Annotated in this window: 18 protein-coding genes; 13 read left to right on the top strand and 5 right to left on the bottom strand. The window is 56.5% G+C overall.

What is annotated here, in order from left to right:
* Positions 1–26: 26 nt before the first annotated feature.
* From HX773_RS07940 to HX773_RS07930, 3 genes are all read right to left on the bottom strand, one after another.
* Entirely contained in the window at positions 27–647 is a 621-nt protein-coding gene (locus tag HX773_RS07940; RefSeq protein ID WP_176971113.1) for an RpoE-regulated lipoprotein, read from the bottom strand.
* 63 nt (positions 648–710) lie between these two features.
* Positions 711–1,172: a DUF2919 domain-containing protein gene (locus HX773_RS07935; protein ID WP_176971112.1), complete on the bottom strand. Its 462-nt coding sequence runs from the start codon at positions 1,170–1,172 to the stop codon at positions 711–713.
* Positions 1,172–1,597 carry a GNAT family acetyltransferase gene (locus tag HX773_RS07930; RefSeq protein WP_061717913.1) on the bottom strand — a complete coding sequence of 142 codons (426 nt, stop codon included), beginning with the start codon at positions 1,595–1,597 and terminating at the stop codon, positions 1,172–1,174. The genes HX773_RS07935 and HX773_RS07930 overlap by 1 nt, the downstream gene beginning before the upstream one ends.
* 211 nt (positions 1,598–1,808) lie before the next feature.
* Between HX773_RS07930 and amiA the strand changes: the two genes are divergently transcribed.
* Positions 1,809–2,666 (top strand): N-acetylmuramoyl-L-alanine amidase AmiA, encoded by an 858-nt coding sequence (gene amiA / locus HX773_RS07925; protein ID WP_008107837.1) that lies wholly within the window; start codon positions 1,809–1,811, stop codon positions 2,664–2,666.
* 48 nt (positions 2,667–2,714) lie between these two features.
* The gene (gene hemF, locus HX773_RS07920) at positions 2,715–3,635 is read left to right on the top strand and encodes an oxygen-dependent coproporphyrinogen oxidase (protein ID WP_176971111.1); all 921 of its coding nucleotides are present in this window, start codon (positions 2,715–2,717) and stop codon (positions 3,633–3,635) included.
* Positions 3,636–3,740: 105 nt separating this feature from the next.
* Here hemF and maeB read toward each other — a convergent pair whose 3' ends face one another.
* Positions 3,741–6,020, bottom strand: a complete 2,280-nt coding sequence (gene maeB, locus HX773_RS07915; protein WP_176971110.1) for an NADP-dependent oxaloacetate-decarboxylating malate dehydrogenase — start codon at positions 6,018–6,020, stop codon at positions 3,741–3,743.
* Positions 6,021–6,361: 341 nt separating this feature from the next.
* On the opposite strand from maeB, the gene tal reads away from it, so the two are divergent.
* The 3 genes from tal (at position 6,362) to ampH (ending at position 10,707) form a co-directional block, all read left to right on the top strand.
* Entirely contained in the window at positions 6,362–7,312 is a 951-nt protein-coding gene (gene tal / locus HX773_RS07910; protein WP_176971109.1) for a transaldolase, read from the top strand.
* A 69-nt stretch (positions 7,313–7,381) separates the two neighbouring features.
* The gene (gene tkt, locus HX773_RS07905) at positions 7,382–9,391 is read left to right on the top strand and encodes a transketolase (protein WP_176971108.1); all 2,010 of its coding nucleotides are present in this window, start codon (positions 7,382–7,384) and stop codon (positions 9,389–9,391) included.
* 146 nt (positions 9,392–9,537) lie between these two features.
* The gene (gene ampH, locus HX773_RS07900; protein WP_008107847.1) at positions 9,538–10,707 is read left to right on the top strand and encodes a D-alanyl-D-alanine-carboxypeptidase/endopeptidase AmpH; all 1,170 of its coding nucleotides are present in this window, start codon (positions 9,538–9,540) and stop codon (positions 10,705–10,707) included.
* A gap of 87 nt (positions 10,708–10,794) precedes the next feature.
* Here ampH and HX773_RS07895 read toward each other — a convergent pair whose 3' ends face one another.
* Complete coding sequence (locus HX773_RS07895) at positions 10,795–11,868, bottom strand: DUF1176 domain-containing protein (RefSeq protein WP_176971107.1); 1,074 nt, start codon at positions 11,866–11,868, stop codon at positions 10,795–10,797.
* 490 nt (positions 11,869–12,358) lie between these two features.
* On the opposite strand from HX773_RS07895, the gene HX773_RS07890 reads away from it, so the two are divergent.
* Genes HX773_RS07890 through HX773_RS07855 form a run of 8 tightly spaced genes read left to right on the top strand, consistent with a single transcriptional unit; the run spans position 12,359 to position 20,285 of the window.
* On the top strand, positions 12,359–13,189 hold the full coding sequence (locus tag HX773_RS07890) for a DeoR/GlpR family DNA-binding transcription regulator (protein WP_176971106.1): 831 nt from the start codon (positions 12,359–12,361) through the stop codon (positions 13,187–13,189).
* Positions 13,190–13,201: 12 nt separating this feature from the next.
* Complete coding sequence (locus tag HX773_RS07885) at positions 13,202–14,185, top strand: substrate-binding domain-containing protein (protein WP_176971105.1); 984 nt, start codon at positions 13,202–13,204, stop codon at positions 14,183–14,185.
* Between the two features lie 2 nt (positions 14,186–14,187).
* Positions 14,188–15,693 (top strand): sugar ABC transporter ATP-binding protein, encoded by a 1,506-nt coding sequence (locus HX773_RS07880; RefSeq protein WP_176971200.1) that lies wholly within the window; start codon positions 14,188–14,190, stop codon positions 15,691–15,693.
* Positions 15,686–16,675 (top strand): ABC transporter permease, encoded by a 990-nt coding sequence (locus HX773_RS07875; RefSeq protein ID WP_176971104.1) that lies wholly within the window; start codon positions 15,686–15,688, stop codon positions 16,673–16,675. Before HX773_RS07880 ends, HX773_RS07875 begins: the two co-directional genes overlap by 8 nt.
* Before the next feature lie 16 nt (positions 16,676–16,691).
* Positions 16,692–17,741, top strand: a complete 1,050-nt coding sequence (locus HX773_RS07870) for an ABC transporter permease (RefSeq protein ID WP_176971103.1) — start codon at positions 16,692–16,694, stop codon at positions 17,739–17,741.
* Positions 17,741–18,433 (top strand): D-allulose 6-phosphate 3-epimerase, encoded by a 693-nt coding sequence (gene alsE / locus HX773_RS07865; RefSeq protein ID WP_061717928.1) that lies wholly within the window; start codon positions 17,741–17,743, stop codon positions 18,431–18,433. The genes HX773_RS07870 and alsE overlap by 1 nt, the downstream gene beginning before the upstream one ends.
* Positions 18,430–19,323: an allose kinase gene (gene alsK / locus HX773_RS07860; RefSeq protein WP_176971102.1), complete on the top strand. Its 894-nt coding sequence runs from the start codon at positions 18,430–18,432 to the stop codon at positions 19,321–19,323. Before alsE ends, alsK begins: the two co-directional genes overlap by 4 nt.
* A complete protein-coding gene (locus HX773_RS07855) occupies positions 19,323–20,285 on the top strand; it encodes a ribokinase (RefSeq protein WP_176971101.1) in 963 nt (320 codons plus the stop codon). The genes alsK and HX773_RS07855 overlap by 1 nt, the downstream gene beginning before the upstream one ends.
* The last annotated feature ends 92 nt before the right edge of the window (positions 20,286–20,377 follow it).

Raw genomic sequence — 20,377 nt, 5'->3', positions numbered from 1 at the left:
GGGTGTTTAAGCAAGTTTTATCTGGTTTAACGCTGCCAGACAATCTTGCTGATTTTCCAGCTTTTCAGGGTATCGTCCGACGGCATCAAGCCTTCCGGACCATGCCATTCACCGCTGTAAATGTAGGAGATGTGCTGGCTGCCCGGCGCACGGCACTCAACATCGCGTGCATCAAGACCGGTGACCATTTTGCAGTTATTAAAGGCTTTGCTGAACTTGTCGCTGAACGGATCGCCGATCTTGCTACCGTCCGCCGCTTTGGCATCGGCATCCTGCACTTCAATGCGCTCTACGCTGCTGCTGCCGTTAATCACCAACTTAACCTTGTCGCCATCCAGCGCCTGCCAGAAATCCACCACCTGACCATTCTGCGTGCGCATGCCCTGACGCAGTTTGTAATCGCCGTTCAGCGCTTTATTGATGGCGTCTTCCGACATCGAGGTGGTGCTCGTCAGGCCCGCAACGCCTTGCTCGGTGACCTCCAGCGATCCACCAAACCAGCCGAGCGGATTGAGCGCCGACCAGTGATAGCTAAGCGGATTGTACCAATGGCTTTCGCTATCGCTCGCGCTGGAAGAGGAACCCGAACTGGCGCAGCCGGCCAGAACCATGCTGCTAACCAGCAGTGCGTGACGAACAACTTTCATGAAAACTCCTTGATCTGCTAAGCCGATTGGCGTGCCTGTTGGAGTCGCAAACCGGCAAAAAGTTTATTCGACCTGCTGATGTTCCGGCAGAAAGCAGTCGCGCAGGCGAGGTTGCGTTTGCAGCCAGAACAACGCCAGCAGGTCAAACAGCGTCAGTAATAGCGGCAGCGGCGAGTCGGGAAAGGCGCCTTGCAGCAGGATGGAACCTTGCCACAGCAGGCTGATAAGTAGCGATGCGCTCAATACATGACGCCAGCTTTGCCACAGGCGCGGCCAGCGCTGGCGATAGCCGGTCAGCAACAGGCCGATAGCCGACGGAATGCCTAACGCCAGTCCCAGCCAGAAGCTTTGGCGATCGGGATAGAACAGCGCCAGCAAATCATTGCCCTGCTGACGCGATGCGCCCGCCATCACCAGCAGCAGCCAGGTGCGCGCCTGCAACAACAGGATCAGCCAGAAAAGAAACGGCAGCCGCAGCTGCCCTTTCGCATCGTACTCTTCGGGAAGGTATTTCAAAGCGACCATTAATACTCGCGATCTTCAATCAAACGCTTGCCCAGCAGCAGCGAATCCACCGGCTCGTATTCAAGCTTTTCATAGAACGCCACCACCTGATCGTTCTCTTCGCGCACCATCAAATTAATTTTTGGGCAACCGCGCGCAATCAGCTTCTTCTCAAGACGATTCATCAATGCATTGGCAAAGCCGCGGCCCTGATAATCAGGATGTACCGCCAGATAGTAGACGGAGCCGCGATGGCCATCGTAGCCGCCCATCACCGTACCCACCACTTCGCCACCGACTTCCGCGACCAGAAACAGTTCCGCGTCGTGGTTCATTTTGCGTTCAATGTCCAGCTCCGGATCGTTCCATGGGCGTAACAAATCGCAACGCTCCCAGAGCGTGATCACTTCTTCAAAATCTTCCTGGCGGAAAGAACGGATTTCCATCGACGTTACCCTGCGGTTAGGCACAATTCGCTGATTATCACGCATTCTTTGCCAGGCGCAACCCTCACGCGTGACAACGGGGCAAAAAAAGCGCGACATGGCTATTAGTCTGTTGCAATAGAAAGTAAACACTTGAAATAGTTACGAGGTCGCCGCCTGGCAATTGTTACGCTATAACACTGGGCAGGATTTACCTGCCATGGACCCGTAAATGAAGAAGATTTCACTGCTTAAGCGCCTTACCAATCGTCGCCAACTGATACTTTCCGGTTTAGCGCTGGCGGTGTTGTCACCGCGCGCGGTGCAGGCCAAAGAACAGAACAGCGATTTGCGCGTCAGTCCGCGTCATACGCCACCGAAACCCGCCAGCAACGGCAAACGCATCGTGATGATCGATCCCGGCCACGGCGGCATCGATTCCGGCGCAGTTGGCGAAGAGGGTTCGGAAGAGAAACACATCGTGCTGGCGATCGCTAACACCGTGAAGACGCTGCTGCAGTCGCATCCGCGCATCGAAGTGCGCCTGACGCGCGACAGCGACCACTTTATTCCGCTCTATCAGCGCGTCGAAATCGCCCACCAGCACGGCGCTAACCTGTTTATGTCGATTCACGCCGACGGCTACACCAGCCCGGACGCGAACGGCGCATCGGTATTTGCCCTTTCGAATCGTGGTGCCAGCAGCGCGATGGCGCGTTACCTGTCGCAGCGTGAAAACGATGCCGACAAAGTGGGCGGCGCTGAGGTGCAGGATAAAGATCATTACCTCAACCAGATTCTGTTCGATCTGGTGCAGACCGATACCATCCGCAACAGCCTGACGCTGGGTAAGCACGTCCTCGATCAGATTCGCCCGGTGCATCATCTGCACAGCCAGCACACCGAACAGGCCGCGTTTGCGGTGCTGAAATCGCCGTCGATTCCTTCGGTGCTGGTGGAAACCTCCTTCATTACCAATCCGCGTGAGGAGCAGCTGCTCGGCACGCAGGCGTTCCGCCAGAAAATTGCCAGCGCCATTGCCGACGGCATCGCCCGCTACTTCGATGAGGTCGATCGTCGCGAAGCATAGCCTTTATCCTGTGGTAGAATCGCGGCAAATTTCTGGAACGAGTGACTGATGAGCAATCCCGATATTTCCCGCGTCAAAGCCTTTTTGCTGGCGCTGCAAGATGATATTTGCGCCCAATTAGCGGCGGAAGATGGCAAGGCGAGCTTTGCCGAAGATGAGTGGCAACGTCCCGGCGGCGGCGGCGGACGCAGTCGCGTATTGCGTGATGGCGCGGTATTTGAACAGGCCGGCGTAAACTTCTCGCACGTGCACGGCGATCAAATGCCCGCATCCGCCACCGCGCATCGTCCCGAACTGGCTGGCCGCAGCTTTGAAGCGATGGGCGTGTCGCTGGTGGTACATCCATCCAATCCTTACGTGCCAACCAGCCACGCCAACGTGCGCTTCTTTATTGCGGAAAAACCGGGCGCCGATCCGGTGTGGTGGTTTGGCGGTGGTTTCGATCTCACGCCCTATTACGGCTTCGAAGAGGATGCGCTGCACTGGCATCAAACCGCACACGATCTGTGCCAGCCGTTTGGTGAGGATGTTTATCCGCGCTATAAAAAGTGGTGCGACGATTACTTCTACCTCAAGCATCGCGACGAGCAACGCGGCATCGGCGGCCTGTTTTATGACGACCTGAACACGCCCGATTTCGATTACTGCTTCGATTTCATGCAGGCGGTCGGCAACGGTTTCGCCAACGCCTATCTGCCGATTGTGGCCAGGCGCAAAGCGCTGCCGTGGGGCGATAGCGAGCGCCAGTTCCAGCTTTATCGTCGTGGTCGCTACGTCGAGTTCAATCTGGTGTGGGATCGCGGCACGCTGTTTGGCCTGCAAACCGGCGGCCGCACCGAATCCATTTTGATGTCGATGCCACCGCTGGTGCGCTGGGAATACGATTATCAGCCACAAGCCGATTCCCCCGAAGCCGCCTTGTACCGCGATTTCCTGCCAGTCAAAGATTGGTTGAAGCTAAATAATTAACAAACCGCACACTCCTGTAGCGGCGCGATTTATCGCGCAATGAATTGCGCCGCTACAATGTGTTCAGAATTTCATTGCGGCGCAACACATTCGCCAATCAAGTCGTTACAACGGCTCTGTCTGCGCCTCCACCACCGCTAACGCCACCATATTCACAATGCGCCGCACCGATGCGATGCGCGTCAACACATGCACCGGCTTGCTGATCCCCATCAACACCGGTCCCACCGTGACACCTTCGGAGCAGGAGACGCGCAGCAGGTTATAGCTGATACGCGCCGCTTCGACGTTCGGCATAATCAGCAAATTTGCGGTGCCTTTTAGCGGGCTATCCGGCATCAGTTCACGGCGAATGCTCTCAACCAGCGCCGCATCGCCGTGCATCTCACCGTCAATCTCCAGATCCGGTGCGCGTTGCTGAATCAGCGCCAGCACTTCGCGCATTTTGCGCGCGCCCGGCGCATTTGAGGTGCCAAAGCTGGAGTGTGACAGCAGCGCCACGCGCGGTTCAATGCCGAAACGTCGCACCGTTTCCGCCGCCAGCAGCGTGATATCCGCCAACTGTTGCGCACTGGGATCTTCATTGACGTATGTATCAGCAATAAAGGTATTGCCGCTCGGCAGCAGCAGCGCATTCATCGCGCCCGCCACCTTGACGTCCTCTCGCAGCCCAAACACTTTCTCCACCACATCATAATGTTCCTGATAATCGCCGATGGTGCCGCAGATCAGCGCGTCGGCTTCACCGCGATGCACCATGATCGCGCCAATCAACGTGGGATTGCCGATCACCGCGCGCTGGGCGGTTTCCGGCGTCACGCCGCGCCGTTTCATGATCTGGTAATACTCGTTCCAGTACGCTTTGAAGCGCGGATCGGACTCGTTATTGACGATCTCAAAATCTTTGCCGGCCTCGATCTTTAAACCCTGCTTTTGCAGACGCATGGCGATGACATTTGGACGGCCAATCAGAATCGGCTTCGCCAGCCCCAACGTCACCAACTCCTGCGTGGCGTGCAGCACGCGCACCTCTTCGCCTTCGGCCAGCACCACGCGTTTGGGATCTTTGCGCGCCTGCGAGAAGATCGGTTTCATAAACAGGTTGGTTTTGTAGACGAACTCGGTGAGCTGCTCACGATAAGCATCAAAATCCTCAATTGGTCGCGTGGCGACGCCCGATTCCATCGCCGCTTTCGCCACTGCGGGCGCGATCTGCACGATTAAACGCGGATCGAACGGTTTGGGGATCAGGTATTCCGGGCCGAAACTCAGATCCTGATCGTCATACGCCGACGCCACCACATCGCTCTGTTCTGCCTGCGCCAGCGCCGCAATCGCGTGGACCGCCGCCAGTTTCATCTCTTCATTGATCGCCGTGGCACCCACATCCAGCGCGCCGCGAAAGATAAACGGGAAGCACAGCACGTTGTTCACCTGATTGGGGAAATCAGAGCGCCCGGTGCAGATAATCGCGTCGGGCCGCACCTGTTTGGCCAGCGGCGGCATGATTTCTGGTTCGGGATTGGCCAGCGCCAGAATCAGTGGATCCTGCGCCATCTTCTGCACCATCTCCGGTGTCAGCGCTTTGGGGCCGGAACAGCCGAGGAAGATATCCGCGCCGCCAATCACCTCGTCCAGCGTGCGTGCGCCGCTGTCGGCCACCGCGTAGGCGGCTTTGGTCGGCGTCATATTCGGCTCGCGATCGCGATAGATCACGCCTTTCGAATCGCACACCACAATGTTGTGCTGCTGCATGCCGAGCGCCACCAGCAGATTCAGACAGGCAATCGCCGAAGCGCCCGCGCCAGAAACCACCAGCCGCACATCGCTGATGGCTTTTTTGACGATGGTTAAGCCGTTGAGCACCGCTGCGGTACAGATGATCGCCGTGCCGTGCTGATCGTCGTGGAACACCGGAATCTGCATGCGCTCACGCAGCTGTTGCTCAATATAGAAACACTCGGGCGCTTTGATATCTTCCAGGTTGATGCCACCAAAAGTGGGTTCCAGCGCGGCAATCACCTCAATCAACTTATCGGGATCGCGCTCATCGATTTCGATATCAAACACGTCAATGCCGGCGAACTTTTTAAACAGCACGCCCTTGCCTTCCATCACCGGCTTACTCGCCAGCGCGCCAATATTGCCCAATCCCAGCACCGCCGTGCCGTTAGAGATCACCGCCACCAGATTGCCGCGCGCGGTGTATTTGCGCGCCGCCAGCGGATCGGCGGCAATTTCCAGACAAGGCGCAGCGACGCCGGGCGAATAGGCCAACGCCAGATCGCGCTGCGTGGCTAAGGGTTTAGTGGGTGAAACCTGAATTTTTCCGGGCGTGGGGAATTGATGAAAATCGAGAGCGCTTTGCTTGAGTTGATCGTCCATTAGGCATCCTTTGGCATCGCTAAATAGGCGTTCAGTATAGGAATGTGCGGCATAAAAGAGGGTGAAGGCGCTCAAAGAATGCACAGTCGGAAAGGCACGGATTGCCACCGCTTCGCCTGCGGGATCGGCACAGCCTGCTATCCTTATTGATGGCAAAAAGCGTAGCTGAACCGTTTAGGCAAGTCCTCCTTTCACTATCGCACCTCTTAAACGCCACGATGCCACAATCAGAGAAAACGCATTTTCTTCGTGTAACGTCTGTAGCACTGTGTTGGACCAATACTTAACAGGAATGGGTGCAACACCTTTGCCCACATTATTGCTAATCAAGGAGTTAAGTGATGAACCAGCTAGATGCATTGAAACAATACACCACCGTGGTGGCGGACAGCGGCGATATCGAATCCATTCGCCATTACAATCCAGAAGACGCGACCACTAACCCATCATTGATTCTGAAAGCCGCCGGACTTGAGGGTTATAAACATCTGATTGATGACGCCATCGACTACGCGAAAAAACAGGGCGGTAGCAAAGAGACGCAAATCATCAACGCCAGCGACAAAGTGGCGATCAACCTCGGTATGGAAATTCTGAAAAGCATACCGGGCCGTGTTTCGACCGAAGTGGATGCGCGCCTCTCCTTCGATCGTGGCATGTGTGTCACCAAAGCCGAGAAGCTGGTACGTCTGTACGAAGAGTACGGCATCGACCGCTCACGCATTCTGATCAAACTGGCATCAACCTGGGAAGGTATCAAAGCCGCCGAGGAGCTGGAGAAAAACGGCATTCAGTGCAACCTGACGCTGCTGTTCTCCTTCGCTCAGGCGCGTGCCTGTGCCGAAGCCGGTGTGTTCCTGATTTCGCCGTTTGTTGGCCGTATTTACGACTGGTACAACACCCGCAAACCTATAGACCCGTATGTGGTTGATGAAGATCCGGGCGTGAAATCTGTGCGTCGTATCTACGATTACTACAAGAAGCACCGTTACAGCACCGTCATCATGGGCGCCAGCTTCCGTAAAGTGGAACAGATTCAGGCGCTGGCCGGCTGCGACCGTTTGACCATTTCCCCTAACCTGCTGGAAGAGCTGGCCAACAGCGATGCGCCGCTGGAGCGTAAGCTGGAGCCATCAACCGAAGGCTTCCATCAGCCAGCTTCACTGTCTGAAGCGGAATTCCGCTGGGAACACAATCAGGATCCGATGGCGGTAGAAAAACTGTCAGACGGCATCCGTCAGTTCGCCATCGACCAGCAGAAGCTGGAAGACGTGCTCTCTTCTCGTCTGTAATCCGCACTCACTCTTATGGCGGATGGGCATTGGCTCATCCGCTATCGCCAAATCACAAGGGAGAACCTTATGTCTTCACGCAGAGAGTTGGCTAACGCGATTCGTGCACTCAGCATGGATGCGGTACAAAAAGCAAATTCCGGGCACCCCGGCATGCCAATGGGCATGGCAGATATCGCCGAAGTGTTATGGCGCGATGTGCTGAAACACAATCCAAACAATCCGGCGTGGGCCGATCGTGACCGCTTTATTCTTTCCAACGGTCACGGCTCGATGCTGCTTTACAGCCTGCTGCATCTCACCGGCTACGACCTGCCGATGGAAGAGCTGAAAAACTTCCGTCAGCTGCACTCAAAAACGCCGGGACACCCTGAACTCGGCTACACGCCTGGCGTAGAAACCACCACCGGTCCGCTCGGCCAGGGCTTGGCCAACGCGGTGGGTTTAGCGATTGCCGAACGCACGCTGGCGGCGCAGTTTAACCGTCCCGGCCACGACATCGTCGATCACCACACCTACGTGTTTATGGGCGATGGCTGTTTGATGGAAGGCATCTCGCACGAAGTGAGCTCGCTGGCCGGCACGCTCGGTCTCGGCAAACTGATTGGCTTCTACGATCACAACGGCATCTCCATCGATGGTGAAACCGAAGGCTGGTTCACCGACGACACGCACAAACGCTTCGAAGCCTACAACTGGCACGTCGTGGGTAGCGCAGAAGGTATCGACGGCCACGATTCGGAAGCGATCGCTGCGGCGATTAAAGAGGCGCAAAGCGTCACCGATAAGCCGTCACTGATTATCTGCCGCACCACTATCGGCTTCGGCTCGCCGAACAAAGCCGGTAAAGAGGAGTCGCACGGTGCGGCGCTGGGCGAAGAGGAAGTGGCGCTGACGCGGCAGAAACTGGGCTGGCACTATCCGCCATTTGAGATCCCGAAAGAGATTTATCAGCAGTGGGATGCCAAAGAAGCGGGCGCGCATCGCGAGAAATCCTGGGATGATAAATTTACCGCTTATAAAGAGGCGCATCCCGAGTTGGCGCAGGAGTTTACCCGTCGTCTGAGCGGTGAAATGCCGGCTAACTGGAATAGCGAAGTGCAGAAGTTTGTCGAAGAGCTGCAGGCCAATCCACAGAAAATCGCCAGCCGTAAAGCCTCACAAAATACGCTGGAAGTGTTTGGCAAGCTGCTGCCGGAATTCCTCGGCGGCTCAGCGGATCTGGCACCGAGTAACCTCACCATCTGGTCGGGCTCAAAATCGATCAAAGAGGATAGCGCCGGTAACTACATTCACTACGGCGTACGTGAATTTGGTATGACAGCGATCGGCAACGGCATCGCGCATCACGGCGGCTTCGTGCCTTACACCGCCACCTTCCTGATGTTCGTCGAGTACGCGCGTAATGCGGTACGCATGGCAGCGCTGATGAAGGCGCGTCAGGTGCTGGTGTATACGCATGACTCCATCGGCCTTGGCGAAGATGGTCCGACGCACCAGCCGGTTGAGCAGATTGCCAGCCTGCGCGTCACGCCGAACATGAGCCTGTGGCGTCCGTGCGATCAGGTAGAAACCGCCGTGGCATGGCAAGCCGCCGTGGAGCGCCATCACGGGCCAACTGCGCTGATCCTGTCGCGTCAGAACCTGCTGCAGCCAGAGCGCAGCAAAGAGCAGGTAGCGAACATCGCGCGCGGTGGCTATGTGCTGCAGGACAGCAACGGCACGCCGGATGCGATCATCATCGCCACCGGTTCGGAAATTGAAATCGCGCTGGGCGCGGCGGATAAACTCACTGCCGCCGGTCACAAGATCCGCGTGGTTTCACTGCCGAGCACCGACGTGTTTGATAAGCAGGACGTCGCGTATCGCGAATCGGTGCTGCCATCCGGCGTGAAAGCGCGCGTGGCGGTTGAAGCCGGTATTGCTGATTACTGGTACAAGTATGTTGGTCTGGACGGCGCGATTGTCGGTATGACCACCTTTGGTGAGTCAGCTCCCGCCGGCAAACTGTTCCCGGAATTCGGTTTCACCGTCGAGAACATCGTTAGCCACACCGAAGCCTTACTCAAGCCGCACTAATCGATCTGGCCCTGCGTCTTTTTGGCGTAAGGGCCATTTTTTGATCACAGCCTGATACAGAAAAAAATCCGCCCTGCCCCCTTCACGCCTCGCTCAAACTGATTACTATAAGCTTTCCTCCGATTCTCATAGCGGACGCTTTCCCGTTGAAAAAACGTACTCCTTTTTTACTGGCCTTAATGGTTTCTGTGCTTCCATTAAAAAGCATGGCGCAGTCGTCGCCCGATCCGCTGTTGGCATCGCAAATTGTTGATCGCTACGCCGAGCACATTTTCTATGGCAGCGGCGCAACCGGCATGGCGCTGGTGGCGATTGATGGCAATCAGCGGGTTTTCGCCAGCTTTGGTGATACGCGCCCCGGCAACAACGTGCGTCCGCAGCCCGATTCGGTGATTCGTATTGCCTCCCTCAGCAAGCTGATGACCAGCGAAGTGATGGTGAAGATGGCCGAACGCGGTCAACTGCGTCTTGACGATCCGCTAAGCAAATACGCGCCGCCTGGCGCGCGCGTGCCGAGCTATAATGGCCAGCCGATTCGCCTGATTAACCTCTCCACGCATACCAGCGGCCTGCCGCGCGAACAGCCCGGCGGTAAACCGCATCGTCCGGTGTTTGTCTGGCCGACCAAGTCCGATCGCTGGCAGTGGCTGAGCGGTGCGGCATTAAAGGCCGCGCCAGGCACCAATGCCGCCTATTCCAACCTGGGCTTTGATCTGCTGAGCGATGCGCTCGCCAAAGCGGCGGGCATGCCGTATCCAGCACTGTTTCAGCAGTTGATAACGCGTCCGCTGGGCATGAAAGACACCACCTTTACGCCGTCACCGGATCAGTGTCAGCGTCTGATGATTGCCGAGAAAGGCGCCAGTCCGTGTAACAACACGCTGGCGGCCATCGGCAGCGGCGGCGTTTACTCAACGCCAGACGATATGGGCCGCTGGATGCAGCAGTTCCTCAACTCGGCGGTGAATCATCGCACGCCGCAAATTGATCGCCTGCAAACGCTGATCTATCGTCGCGACCAACTAACCAAAGTGGAAGGCATGGATGTGCCGGGCCGCGCCGATGCGCTGGGCATGGGTTGGGTCTATATGGGGCCGAAGGAAGGTCGTCCGGGAATTATTCAGAAAACCGGCGGCGGCGGCGGCTTCATTACCTATATGGCGATGGTGCCGCAGCACAACGTCGGCGTGTTTGTGGTGGTGACCCGCTCGCCGTTAACGCGTTTCACCCCGATGAGTGATGGCGTGAATAATATGCTGACCGAGCTGGTGGGCAATCAATCGGGTTCACCGATGACGGTGCAGGCGATTCGTTAACGGTGCCACAGGCTGTAGCGGCGCAATTCATTGCGCGATAAATCGCGCCGCTACGGAATGTGCAATGATGTAATGCTGCACGCGACATTAACGCGACTGCACCGGATTTTGCGGTTGGCTAACCCACAACGTTGGCCAATCCTCGCTGCTGTGCCACGCATCGCAGGTCTTCTCTTCCGCATACTCTGCCAGCACAAACTCGTTGCCGTCATACTGCCAGCGCGTTGCCACGCCGCAATCCCCCAAGCCACGTCCTTTACTGAAGGTGTAAAGCAATCCATTGCTGGCATCGAATTCCGCGTTCACCAGCTCCAGCTGATTATCGCTGCGCGAAGCTGGGGTAAACGGCAGCGTTAAGCTCAAACCACGCGACACATAAGGCGCGCCGCGCGTCACTTCAAATGCCAGATCGATAACGTTATAGGCGCCGGTTTCGCAGCTGATCAGCAGCAGTGCTTTGCTGTCAGTCAGCGGTGAAACGCTCACTTCACGCCGCAGCGGATCGAGCGAGCAGTTATCGGTATTCACCCGCCAGGTACCAAAATCAATTAAACCGCTGGTCTCTTCCTGCGTCAGCGGCGGCGGCGGCGGTAACGGCGAAGGTAACGCCGGCAACGCTGGCTGCGGCGGCACATCCCACTGCACGCGGTCGCCGCGCTTCACCCAGGCGCTGGCACCGTTGACGCGGCCCTGCACGTCATCCATTAACAGTAACGCCGCCTTCATGCCGCTCAGCGGAATGGTGGCGTTGGCTTTATAGGTCAGCTGCAGATTTTGCGCATCCAGCGTCTGCGCCAGAAACTCGTCGATGGCGATAGCATTGCTGGTCGCCAGATGATGCGGTTCCACCGTCCAGTGTTTGAGATCCGGCGTCAGACGGCGTTGATCGAGCAGCAGATTATCCTTGAGCGGGCCGCCCGACAGCTCACCGCTGTAGGCGCTGCCGTAATCGATACGCAGCAAGGGGCGATCGTTGACGCCAGCATGACGTGAGAGCGTCATCACTAAGCCGTTGTCACCGGGAAAACTGCGTGCCACGCAAAAAGCCGCATTGTTACAGGTCAGTTGCCAGTCAGAAAATGACTTTTGCAGTGGCTGAGCCTGTACGCACGCGACAAAAAGAAAGGGCAATAAAAGCAGTAACTTCATCCAATACGACATCAAAAAAATCGGTCCCCAAATTCCTGGAAAGAAAATAATAGCGCAACGGGAACGCTGTCAGCAGGCCTAAACTGTGAGCCGGCCCTAAAAGCGAGGTTAACCGCTGAAAAAGCAGTCACCTGGTGGCGAACGGGTACTGGATGGCGCAAGCGCTCATCATCCGTTTTGACCGATTACTGCTCAATCGGATTCGTCGGACTCTTGTTGACTAATCACAAAACGGTCAAATACACACAAACGGTCATAAGCGGTCATGTTAGGTTAAATCCATGTTGCGGGTATGCAACGCGCGTAGAACGCGGATTTTGCGCCATTAGGCTTATTTACGTGAAGCAGATCACTTAATTTTGATAACCAGACATCTCATTTACATCGAAGTCAGATCCAGATCACTCTAATCAGCTAAGGCGTTTTGGTGACTGTGGACTCGTGCGCAGCCCACACTTTCCCGCAGCGCTATCCAGTAATTTATAGCCATCGGAGGTTAGTTATGTTGCCGATTGAAAGACAGCAGCGAATTATTGACGAATTAAATTTAAATGGTCGGGTCATTGTCGCTGAATTAGTCACGTTATGTCAGGTTTCACAAGAAACCATTCGGCGTGATTTAACGCAGCTGGAGAAACGTGGTCTGTTACAACGCAGTCACGGTGGTGCGGTACCAGCAAAACGACAGGCCGCCAACATTCAGGGAAATACGCGAGGTATTAACGAGTATGATTTATCTTTCCGCCAGAGAGTCAATGAACATGTTGATGCAAAGATGGCTATTGCCAAACGCGCACTCGATTTCATTAGCCCCGGCGATTGTATATTACTCGATAGCAGCACCACTTGCTGGTATTTAGCGCGACAGCTGCCGGATATTGAATTAACGGTATTAACCAATTCCATCAGGATTGTGCAAACCCTTGCGGCGCGCGGCAGTATCCGCACCATCTGTCTGGGGGGAGAATATTCTGACCGTTATGAAGATTTCCACGGCGTCGTCGCCGAGCAACCGCTCAGGGAATTTCAGATCAATAAGATCTTTTTCTCCTGTAGCAGTTTAGGCAATGACGGTTATTTACGTGAAGGTAACGAAAACAACGCACATTTAAAACAGCAAATGTTATTAGCAGCGGAAAGAAAACATCTGCTGCTGGACGGAAGTAAATTTCTGCGGCCCTCATTCGCGCGTATTTGTCATTATCGCGATGTGGACTTCCTCATTACTGACCAATTAAAAGACAAAGAGCTGGAACAAGAATTAGCGTGGAACGGCGTCAATATTATTGATTGCTCACAGCGCAGCCATTCTATGCAGCTAATAAAAAATTAAATCGGAGTCTTTATGAAAAAACATCTTATCGCCTGTTCTCTGCTCGCCCTGTTTGCCGCCTCCGGCGCGCACGCTGCTGACAAATTACGCATGGGCATCGTGGTGAAAATTGGCGGTATTCCGTGGTTCAACGCCATGGAAGCGGGCATCAAGAGTGAAGCGGCGAAACGCGGCATTGACGCGTGGATGGTCGGCCCAACGGCGGCCGATCCGGCTCTGCAGGTGCGCGCTATCGAAGATTTGATTGCCCAGAAGGTCGACATCATTGGCGTGGTGCCGAATGACCCGAAAGTGCTGGAGCCGGTGCTGAAGCGCGCCCGTGATGCCGGCATTGAAGTGATCACCCACGAATCGCCGGATCAGAAAGGCGCTAACTGGGACTTCGAACTGGTGGATGCGCCGACGCACGGCATCAACCATATGAAAGCGCTAGCGAAATGCATGCATGAAGAGGGCAAATACGCCATGTACGTCGGCAGCCTGACCGTGCCGCTGCATCAGCAGTGGACCGACGCCGCGCTGAATTATCAGAAAGAACACTATCCGAAGATGCAGATGGTCACCGACAAGTTTGGCGTCGGCGAATCGCTGGATGACTCGATTCGTACGACTAACGAGCTGATGTCCAAGTACCCGGATTTGAAAGGGATTATGGCCTTTGGTTCACAAGGCCCGATTGGCGCCGGTCGCGCGGTGATGAACCGTAACAAGATTGATCAGGTCTGCGTAATTGGTGCCTTTAGTCCTGGCCAGGGCGCATCGCTGGTGCAGCGTGGCGCGATCAAAGGCGGCTACATCTGGAACCCGCAAACCGCAGGCGAAGTGTTCGTGCGTATCGCCGACATGATGCAGAAGAAAGAGCCAATCACCGACGGAATGACCATCGAGGGTTTGGGCAAAGTGAAAGTTGACGAGGCGACCCACACCATCCTCGGCAACAACACCGAAAGCCTGGACAAAGAGAACCTGCCAAAACTGGTGAAAATGGGGCTGTAATGATGAATGAGGTGATCCCACAGACGCTGATTGCGCTCGACAACCTGTCGAAAACATTTGGTGGCAACCGCGCACTGAGCGATATCTCGCTGACCTTACTGGCTGGCGAAGTGCACTGTCTCGCTGGCACCAACGGCTGTGGCAAAAGCACCTTAATCAAAGTCATTTCCGGGGTGCACGCCCCGGATAGCGGCAGCCGCATCACGCTGGGCGAAGGCCCGAGCTTTCCGCGTCTGACCACACGTCAGGCGCGTGACTTCGGCATCCAGGTGATTTATCAGGATCTGTCGCTGTTCCCCAATCTCAGCGTGGCGGAAAACATCGCCTTCGAGCACAACCTGAATAGCCTGCTCGGCTGGCACCGCAAAGCCAAACTGCGTGAATCGGCGCAGCGCATCATTGATGAGCTGAAGTTTGAACTCGACCTCGATGAGAAAGTGGCGTCGCTGTCGATTGCCGCCCGCCAGCAGGTGGCGATCTGCCGCGCGCTGGTGGCCGATGCGCGGCTGGTGATCATGGATGAGCCGACGGCGTCGCTGACGCGCACCGAAGTGAATCAGCTGCTGCGCACCGTGCGTTACCTGAAAGACAAAAACATCTGCGTGGTGTTTGTCAGCCATCGTCTGGATGAAGTGCTGGAGATCTCGGATCGCGTGACGGTGATCCGCGACGGCCGCAAAATGGGCTGCTGGCCCGCCAAAGAGATGACGCCGCACCATCTGACTGAACTGATGACCGGCCTGAAGCTCGACTATCAGCTGAAAACGCCGACGCGCAATGACGATCGCCTGATCCTCGAAGTCGAGAAACTGACGCGCGCAGGGCAGTATCACGACGTCAATTTCAAACTCTATCAGGGCGAAGTGCTGGGCCTGTGCGGCCTTTTAGGCTCGGGACGCACCGAACTGGCGCTGTCGCTGTTTGGCATGACCAAACCGGACAGCGGCAAAATCTGGCTCGACAGCAAGCCGGTGCGCTTCCGGGGTCATGAAGATGCCATCAAAGCCGGCATCGGTTATGTCTCAGAAGACCGCTTAACCCTCGGCCTGGTGCAGCAACAATCGGTGGCCGACAACATGGTGCTGCCGATCCTCGACAAGCTACAAAACCGTTTTCACATCATCGATGAATATCGCAAGAACAAGCTGATTTTGCAGTGGATTCAGCAGCTCGGCGTGCGCGTGGCCGATCCCAATCTGGCGATCTCCACACTCTCCGGTGGCAACCAGCAAAAAATCGTGCTGGCGAAATGGGTGCTGACCCAGCCGCGCATTCTGATTCTTGATTCGCCCACGGTTGGCGTGGATGTCGGCGCTAAAGCCAGCATCTATCAGCTGATTCACGCGCTGGCGAAAGAAGGTCTGTCGATCATTCTGATTTCCGACGAAGTGCCCGAGGTTTGGTACAACTGCGACCGCATCCTGCACTTTCGTGATGGCACCGTCCATGCCGAATATCAACCCGATACCGTTGAGCAACAACAGCTGGCGGAGGTGATCAATGCCTGATTTTTCTCGTTTACGCCCGCACTCCAGCCAGGGCTGGCTAGCCTGGGTTTTGCTGGCTTTTATCCTGTTCTTCTCCGCCGCCAGCGACCAGTTCCTGACGGTGCAAAACTTGCTGGATCTGGCAGAAAGCTACGCCGTGACCGGCATCTTCGCCCTCGGCCTGTTTGTGGTGCTGGTGACCGGCGGCATCGATATCTCCTTTGCTGCGGTGGCGTCGGTGGTGCAATACCTGATCGCCTCGCTGTTTGTGCAGTTCCAGTTTGATAACGCCCTGCTCAGCATCCTGCTGGCAGTGGTGTGCGGCACGCTGTTTGGCGTGATCAACGCCCTGCTGATTACCTCGCTGCGCGTCGTCTCGATCATCATCACCATCAGCATGCAGTCGCTGCTGTTTGGCCTGTTGATGTGGGTAACCGGCGGCAAAAGCCTCTATTCGCTGCCGGACTGGTGGATCACGCTGCGCAGCGTGCTGCCGTTCACCTGGCAAGGCAACAGCTTCCAGATTGGCTTGCCGCTGGTGACCATGCTGGTGATTGCCGGACTTACCGCGCTGCTGCTGAACAAAACCAATCTTGGTCGCCAGCTGTATGCGGTGGGCGGTGATGCGGAATCGGCGCGTCGTATCGGTATTCGCGTCGGTCTGATTCACATCTTCGCCTACGGCTGGCTGGGTGCCATGGCGGCGATTGGCGGGCTGGTGCAGGTTTATCGCATGGGCGAAGTGGTGCCGAATGCGCTGGTCGGCGGCGAGCTGGATGTGCTGGCGGCCACGGTGCTAGGCGGTGCCAGCCTGATGGGCGGCAAAGGCACGGTGAGCGGCACCTTAATGGGCGTGTTCCTCATCGCCATCCTCAAGAACGGCCTCAACCTGATTGGCGTCTCCAACTACTTCATGAACATCGTGGTGGGCGGCGTGATCATGGTGGCCATCGCTGTGACTCACTACAAAAAACGTAAAGAAACTGATGTCAGTTTCGTCTAACGGGAGCCGCATCAACATGAAATCACTCTCTGCTCTGCGTCCGGACGGCACCAATATCGGCCTGATGCTGTTAATTGCGCTGGCGCTGGCGATCTTCACCGTCATGTTGCCGGGCCGCTTTCTCACTGATTCAACCTTTATGAGCATGGCATTTCAACTGCCCGAGCTGGGCTTGCTGACGCTGGCGATGTTTATCGCCATTCTCAGCGGCGGACTGAATCTGGCGATCATCGCCACCGCCAACCTGACGGCGCTGTTTATCGCCTGGACGCTGATGCGCGCCCTGCCCGCTGATGCCGGCACCGGCATGCAACTGCTGTGGCTGTTTATTGCGATTATCGGCGCGATGCTGATTGCGGCGGTGATCGGCGTGATTACCGGCGTGATGGTGACGCGCATCGGTGCGCACCCGATTCTGGTGACGCTGGCGACCATGATGACGCTGAACGGTATCGGCATCTGGCTGACCAAAGGTGCGGCCGTCAGCGGCATGCCGTCGGTGGTGCAGGCGCTGGGTTCCAACACGCTGCTCGGCGTTCCGCTGCCGCTGTGGGTGTTCCTGTTTGCCGCCGCGCTGCTGGCGCTGTTCCTCGGCAAAACCCGCGCCGGTAAATGCATCTACATGGGCGGCAGCAACATCAACGCCACCTGGTTTAGCGGCATCAATACGCATCGCATGGTGATTCTGGTGTACGTCATCTCCAGCCTGCTGTGTGTGTTGGCCGGTTTGATCATGATGGCGCGCTTCAACTCGGCGCGTATGGGTTACGGCGATGCGTATCTGCTGCTGACGGTGCTGGCAATCATCCTTGGCGGCACCGATCCCAACGGCGGCTTTGGTCGCGTTACCGGCGTGGTGCTGGCGCTGATCGCGCTGCAAGTGCTCTCCACCGGCTTTAACCTGATGAACATCAGCCAGCACGTTAGCCTGGCAATGTGGGGCGCGGTGCTGATTGTGGTGCTGGCCTTCAAACAATTTAAAAGCCGATTTAACGAACATCGTGCCGTCAAGCTCAGCAAGCTGGCTGCGGCGCTTAACCCTTTGACCGAAAAAAAGGAAGTATGATGCGTATTCAAGTCTCCCCGTCGTTGATGTGTATGAATCTGATGGAGATCAAGCACCAGCTCGCCGTGCTGGACTCCCGCGCCGACTTCCTGCATATCGACATTATGGATGGTCACTACGTGAAAAATATCACGCTGTCACCGTTCTTTATTGAGCAGATTCGCCCGTTCACCAAAGTGGCGCTGGATGTGCATTTGATGGTCGAGCAGCCCACCGATTTCATTGAAGTGATTGCCAAAGCGGGTGCAGATTACATCTGCCCGCACGCCGAAACCATCAACCGTGATGCGTTCCGGGTGATCAATATGATCCGCAGCTTCGGCAAGAAAGTCGGCGTGGTGCTCAACCCCGCTACGCCGGTCTCCTTTATTCATCACTACATTCATCTGGTGGATAAGATCACCGTGATGACGGTGGATCCTGGCTACGCCGGACAACCGTTTATTCCGGAAATGGTGCAGAAGGTTCAGGAGCTGAAAGCGCTGAAGCAGGCCAACGGCTATCAATATCTGATTGAGATCGACGGTTCCTGTAATACCCGCACCTACAACACGCTGGTCGGCGCGGGCGCAGAAGTGCTGATTGTCGGCACCTCTGGCCTGTTCAATATTCACGATGATCTGGAAACCGCCTGGAATATGATGCGCGAAAGCATTGATGAGGCTCAGGGATTGGCGCAGGTATCCGCATGAAAAAATGCTGGCTCGGTATCGACATTGGCGGCACCGGCACACGTCTGCAGCTGATGGAAGAGGAGCGCGTTTGGTCGAGCTTCCGTAAAGTGCCGACGGCCAGCTGGGCACAGCAGCCTGATGCGTTAAACGCGTTGGGCCAGTTAATTAGCGAAACGCTGGAGCAGCAGCCGGTTAGCGGCGTGATGCTCGGATTACCCGGCATTCTCAGCCGCGACCGCCAGCAGGTGATTTCGCTGCCGTTTATTCAGGCGCTGGATCAGCAGCCGGTTGCCGCGCTGCTCACCGAACGTCTTGGCGTGCCGGTGGCGATGGATAAAGATGTTAACCATCTGATGCTGTGGGATTTACTGCAGCTGGAGCAGCTGCCCGACAGCGCGGTGGGTTTGTATCCCGGCACCGGCATGGGCAACAGCTTGTGGCTCAACGCCCAGTTTTATCATGGACAACACGGCGGCGCAGGAGAGCTTGGCCATGTGCCCGTTGCTGGTAACGATCTGCCCTGCCCGTGCGGCAATCGTGGCTGTGCGGAAACCTTGACGTCGGGCCATTGGCTGAGTCGCTGGGCGAGCGCGAATGTGCCGGAAACCAACATGTCGGCGCTGTTTACCCAGCATCGTGAGCATCCGGAACTGCAGGGTTTTGTACAGCGGCTGGCGCAGCTGATTGCCACCGAGATGAACATCCTCGATCCGGAATACCTGATTCTGGGCGGCGGCGTGCTGGCGATGGCGGACTTTCCGCTGGCGCAGTTGCGCAGCCAGATTCAGCAGCACCTTCGTCCACCCGCCACGCGTGACGGTTTGAAGATCGTGTTTAGTCAATCCACCGATCACACCGGTTGTCGCGGTGCCTGTTTAGCCGCCGAACGTCTGTTCAGGAGTGCATGATGAAAGGAAAAGTGTGTGTGTTTGGCTCGTTCAACCTCGACGTGGTCGCGGTGATGAACCGCTTTCCGATGCCGGGTGAATCGCTCACCGCCCATACCAGCATGATGGGACCGGGCGGCAAAGGCGCCAATCAGGCGACTGCCGCGCTGCGTGCCGGGGCGCGCGTGCACTACATCGGTAAGATTGGTAATGATGACTTCGGCATGTTTGCGCGTCGTCATCTGGAAAAGACCGGTTTCGATGCCATCACCTTGTTTACCTGCAAGGAGAAACCGACCGGCAATGCGCTGATTTACGTCGCCGGTGACGATGCCGAGAACATGATATCGGTCTATCCTGGCGCGAACACCACCGTAACGGCCGCCGAGGTGACACGCTGCCAACCCACCGTTGCGGCAGCCGATATTCTGCTGGTGCAGCTGGAGAATAATCTCAGCGCCATTCAGCGCATGATCGATAACGCGCGCGCTGGCGGCACCTTTGTGATTATGAATCCTGCGCCGTGGCAGAAGGTCACCGATGCGCTGCTGGCAAAAGTGGACCTGCTGACGCCTAACAGTACCGAAGCGATGCAGCTGACCGGCGTGAAGGTCACCGACTTCGTCAGCGCGCAGCAAGCGGCAGAGAAGCTACACCGCAAAGGCGCGCGTCAGGTGATTATTACGCTGGGCGTTTGCGGTGCGTTGCTGTCAGTAGCTGACCAGCCACCGCTGCGTATTCCGCTGTTCCCGGCTCAGCCGCTGGATACCACCGGCGCGGGCGATGCGTTTAACGGCGCACTGGCGGCACGGCTGGCTTCAGGCGATGAATTGCCGCAGGCGGCGCTGTTTGCTTCGGCTTACGCTTCGCTGTGTGTGGAACGCTCCGGTGCGGCACATTCGATGCCCTCTTACGCCGAAGCGCTGGCGCGTTTGCGGGCGTATCCGGAGTGCGTGCCGGAAGCGTTGGGTGAGTTGGTTTGAGCTAAAAGCCCACACCATACCGTAGCGGCGCAATTTATTGCGCATTTTCACATCGATGAAAAGGTCAAAAGAGCGCAATAAATTGCGCCGCT

This window comes from Pantoea sp. B9002, assembly GCF_013385945.1.
Taxonomy (GTDB): Bacteria; Pseudomonadota; Gammaproteobacteria; order Enterobacterales; family Enterobacteriaceae; genus Pantoea.
This window is presented reverse-complemented; position numbering and strand designations above follow the sequence as displayed.

Excerpts from the sequence above, each read along its gene's own strand:
- HX773_RS07940 (WP_176971113.1), bottom strand. The coding sequence starts at position 647 with ATGAAAGTTGTTCGTCACGCACTGCTGGTTAGCAGCATGGTTCTGGCC.
- HX773_RS07935 (WP_176971112.1), bottom strand. The coding sequence starts at position 1,172 with ATGGTCGCTTTGAAATACCTTCCCGAAGAGTACGATGCGAAAGGGCAG.
- HX773_RS07930 (WP_061717913.1), bottom strand. The coding sequence starts at position 1,597 with ATGGAAATCCGTTCTTTCCGCCAGGAAGATTTTGAAGAAGTGATCACG.
- amiA (WP_008107837.1), top strand. The coding sequence starts at position 1,809 with ATGAAGAAGATTTCACTGCTTAAGCGCCTTACCAATCGTCGCCAACTG.
- hemF (WP_176971111.1), top strand. The coding sequence starts at position 2,715 with ATGAGCAATCCCGATATTTCCCGCGTCAAAGCCTTTTTGCTGGCGCTG.
- maeB (WP_176971110.1), bottom strand. The coding sequence starts at position 6,020 with ATGGACGATCAACTCAAGCAAAGCGCTCTCGATTTTCATCAATTCCCC.
- tal (WP_176971109.1), top strand. The coding sequence starts at position 6,362 with ATGAACCAGCTAGATGCATTGAAACAATACACCACCGTGGTGGCGGAC.
- tkt (WP_176971108.1), top strand. The coding sequence starts at position 7,382 with ATGTCTTCACGCAGAGAGTTGGCTAACGCGATTCGTGCACTCAGCATG.
- HX773_RS07895 (WP_176971107.1), bottom strand. The coding sequence starts at position 11,868 with ATGTCGTATTGGATGAAGTTACTGCTTTTATTGCCCTTTCTTTTTGTC.
- HX773_RS07890 (WP_176971106.1), top strand. The coding sequence starts at position 12,359 with ATGTTGCCGATTGAAAGACAGCAGCGAATTATTGACGAATTAAATTTA.
- HX773_RS07885 (WP_176971105.1), top strand. The coding sequence starts at position 13,202 with ATGAAAAAACATCTTATCGCCTGTTCTCTGCTCGCCCTGTTTGCCGCC.
- HX773_RS07880 (WP_176971200.1), top strand. The coding sequence starts at position 14,188 with ATGAATGAGGTGATCCCACAGACGCTGATTGCGCTCGACAACCTGTCG.
- HX773_RS07875 (WP_176971104.1), top strand. The coding sequence starts at position 15,686 with ATGCCTGATTTTTCTCGTTTACGCCCGCACTCCAGCCAGGGCTGGCTA.
- HX773_RS07870 (WP_176971103.1), top strand. The coding sequence starts at position 16,692 with ATGAAATCACTCTCTGCTCTGCGTCCGGACGGCACCAATATCGGCCTG.
- alsE (WP_061717928.1), top strand. The coding sequence starts at position 17,741 with ATGCGTATTCAAGTCTCCCCGTCGTTGATGTGTATGAATCTGATGGAG.
- alsK (WP_176971102.1), top strand. The coding sequence starts at position 18,430 with ATGAAAAAATGCTGGCTCGGTATCGACATTGGCGGCACCGGCACACGT.
- HX773_RS07855 (WP_176971101.1), top strand. The coding sequence starts at position 19,323 with ATGAAAGGAAAAGTGTGTGTGTTTGGCTCGTTCAACCTCGACGTGGTC.